Source organism: Zoogloea sp. 1C4 (assembly GCF_009469605.1).
Taxonomy (GTDB): Bacteria; Pseudomonadota; Gammaproteobacteria; order Burkholderiales; family Rhodocyclaceae; genus Zoogloea; species Zoogloea oryzae.
In genome coordinates, this window is sequence record NZ_SSXU01000074.1 from 1 (window position 1) to 2,087 (window position 2,087).

Below are 2,087 nucleotides of genomic sequence, written 5' to 3' on the forward strand. Positions count from 1 at the left end.
TAGGATTTGTTACTTTACTAAATCCAGAAACTGGAGAAGTTGAAGAATTTCAAGTAGATGAAGATTATAAAGTAACAGATACGGAACAATCTGTAGAATGGGATTGGATTATTGAAGTATGGGAAGGATATAGAATCGGTGATGATATGTACATAGGAATTCAGCCTATTGAATATCAACATATATCTGCTGATAATCCTAATTCACAGAAATTGCCTTACACTGGTGTAGTGTATAACAATACTAATAGTAAGCCTAGATCATTAGTAAGTATGATGAAACCATTACAGTATATGTATATTGTAGTATGGTATAGACTTGAATTAGCATTATCTAGAGATAAAGGTAAAGTAGCAGTAATGGATATTACTTAGATACCTAAATCTATGAATATTGATGTTAACAAGTGGATGCATTACTTAAGTGCACTAGGTGTAGCTTTTATTAATCCATATGATGAAGGGTGGGATATACCAGGACGTGAAGGAGGTAAACCATCTCAATTCAACTAGTTATCTTCTTGGGACTTAACTATGAGTAATGTAATAGCTGAGTATATTCAATTGATGCAAAAGATTGAAGACATGGTAGCTAAGCTTACTGGTATTACTCCACAAAGACAAGGGTAGATTGCTGCTAGTGAATTAGTGGGTAATACTAATACTGCTGTTAGTATGTCTTATCATATTACTGAACCTTGGTTCTGGAATCACAATTAGGTAAAAAGAAGAGTATTAACTATGCTGTTGAACACTTCTAAAGCTGCTTGGAAAGATAGTAAGAAATACTTGAATTATATATTAGATGATGCTACTAGAGCATTTGTACAATTATCTGATAATTTCTTCTACGAAGATATGGATATATTTGTAGATGATAGTACTAAGAATCAACAGTATATAGATCAATTAAAGCAATTGCTACAACCTGCTATGCAGAATGGTGCCAGTCTGTTAGATATTGCTGAAATCATTACTTTAGATAACATGAGTATGATTAAGAATAGGCTTGAGGAAATTGAACAGAAAAGAATGGAACAGATGCAGCAACAGCAGCAAGCTGAACAACAAGCACAACAACAAATGGCAGAACAACAGAATCAGCTTAAAGAAGAAGAGCTTATGCTTAAGGAAGCAGAAATGGATCTTGAAAAATATAAAGTAGATCAAGACAATGCTACTAAAATTACTGTAGCACAACTTAATGCTTATCGTGGTGCTGAGAATATGGATCAAGATATGAATGGAATTCCTGATCCAATTGAAATAGGAAAACAGGCTCTAGAACAGTAGAAGATAAATTCTGATATTGCTACTAAACAATTAGAACTCAACAATAAGCGTAGAGAAATAGAGCAGAAGAGAGAAGCTGAAAATAAGAAGATACAGCTTGAAAAAGATAGAATGAAGCATGAAACTGAGTTGCAACGTATGTCTGATAAAGCTGCTATGGATAGAGAGAAACTAAAGGCAAAAACTGCTATTCGCAATAAAGTAACAGGAGAGAAGTGATATGAAAGTAATACAGAACAAATTTATACCATTTAAGGGTTATAAATATATCAATATATTTGGTTTGATATTTACTAGAGATAAATCTAAAATAACAGATATTGAATATAATCACGAAAAGATTCATCTCAAATAGATGCAAGAAATGTTGTGGTTGCCTTTCTATATTTGGTATGGTATTGAATATTTAATAATATCTATAGCTAGATTATCAGATAAACAAGGAGATCGGTATCATGATGTATCTTTTGAAGAAGAAGCGCATAATAATGATACCAATCTTGAATACTGTAAGCAAAGAAAACATTTCGCTTGGTTGAAGTACATTAAGATTAAAAGTAATAAGGAGAATTAATTATGGCTTGTAAAGGTGGAAAGAAGAGCTCTAAAAAGGGTTCTAAGAAAAGTAAATAATTATGGAACGTGAAGCATTTAGATAGAGAATGCAACAGTATAAGTAGGCTAGGGAAAGCAATCCCTAGCTGAAATACTGGGATTGGAAGAAGTATGCAGATGGTGGTACTATAGATGAAGACCCACCACAAAATACTAGTGAAAGACCTATTACTAACTTTG

At 32.6% G+C, this 2,087-nt stretch carries 2 protein-coding genes; both read left to right on the plus strand.

The window, feature by feature from the left end; all coding sequences use genetic code 11:
- Positions 1-374, plus strand: a 374-nt coding sequence (locus GH681_RS23435; RefSeq protein ID WP_194271321.1) for a hypothetical protein, incomplete at its 5' end; no start/stop codon positions are given.
- Positions 375-740: 366 nt separating this feature from the next.
- Positions 741-1,292: a hypothetical protein gene (locus GH681_RS22795; protein ID WP_153163789.1), complete on the plus strand. Its 552-nt coding sequence runs from the start codon at positions 741-743 to the stop codon at positions 1,290-1,292.
- Positions 1,293-2,087: the final 795 nt, after the last annotated feature.